The following is a 1361-nucleotide window of genomic DNA, read 5'->3' on the forward strand; positions in this document are numbered from 1 at the left end:
GCCTTGTCGATCCAGGCGATGACCGCCTGATGCATGTAGGCTAGCAAGTCGCGGCCTTGCCTGCGGCAGGTTTCGACGACGCTGAAGCCACGCGCGATGAACTCGTCGCCGCGCTTGGAGCGGGTCGGCCCGGAGATCTTGCGCTTGAGCACGATGGACCTGATCGACCGTTCGGCCTCATTGTTGGTCGGCGGCACGGCCGGGTTGCCCACGAAGCCCCACAGCGCCGGCCAGAGCTTGAGCAGGTTCTGGCAGGTGGCCTGCGTGCGAGGGCAACCGGTCTGTTCGACCCCTCGGGTCAAGGCTGTGTGAACGCGGCGCTGCAAGGCCTCGAACTGCGCGCCGGCCTTGCCCCGCTCGCGCCAGCGAAACAGCACAAAGCCCAGCCCGAGCAAGCGGCGCCCGATCCGCCCTGCCAAGCCCTGGCGCTGGCCGATCCGGTTGAAGTCTCGCAGCAGGTGCGCCCAGCAGACTTGCCGCCGCTGCGGATCGATGAACGCATAGCCCGCATACCGGTCCAACACGACGATGCCGCCGGGCTCGCGTCCGATCAGCTCATGGATCACATACCGGGCGCGCGAGGGCAAGATGCTGAAGACCGCCAGGTGTGGCTGGATCGCAGCCCAGACCCAGTTGGTCTGGCCTTCTCGCGGGTAGCGCGTCTCGTCCATGTGCACCAGCGGCGCCTTGGCCAGTGACCCGATGGCCTCATGCACCGGCGCCTTGAGCGCTTGGGCCACCTTGCCATGGGCCTGCGAGATGGTGCCCACGCTGAAGTCCAGCCCCATCATCTGCGCCAGCAAGTCACGGATCTTGAACTGCGTCAGGTGGTGGCGGGTGCCCAGCGTACCGATGATGGCCAGCGCGCGCGGGCCGATCTGTCCGCTGGGCACGCCGGCCGGCAACGGCGCGCGATGCAGCTTGCCGCAGCCCGAACACACGCCGCCGTACAACTGGTACTCCTGGACATCGGCCACCGCGGGCGGAATGTCGAACACTTGGTGGCGATACGGCTTGCCCCGCACGGCCACCGCCTCACCGCACTCGCACTGCGGCGGCGACATGCACTCGTGCAGCCCGTTGACCTCGGTCTCCGGCAGCAAGGCACGGTAGGGGCCGGGGTGGCCCTTTTGCGCGCCACGCTTGCGTCCACTGGCGCGGCGCTGCGCTCGGTTGGCGCCTCCCGGGCCGTCTGAGGACGGCGGCTTCGATGAATTGTGCGAGTCCAGCTTCAGCCGCTCGGCCAGCAGCGCCACGGCCTGCCTCAACTCGGCCAGTTCCAGGGCCTGCTGCGCGATGATCTCGTGACACTGCGCCAAGGTCGCCGGCTTGACGCCCTCGACCTCACTCGGGGTGCTCGG

At 68.4% G+C, this 1361-nt stretch carries 1 protein-coding gene; it reads right to left on the reverse strand.

From position 1 onward, the window contains the following. Nucleotides 1-1361: IS66 family transposase (tnpC, locus tag FKP22_RS30510; RefSeq protein ID WP_141291944.1), on the reverse strand; the 1361-nt coding region annotated here is incomplete at both ends.

The sequence above is a fragment of the Ideonella azotifigens genome (genome assembly GCF_006519715.1).
Lineage (GTDB): Bacteria > Pseudomonadota > Gammaproteobacteria > Burkholderiales > Burkholderiaceae_C > Ideonella > Ideonella azotifigens.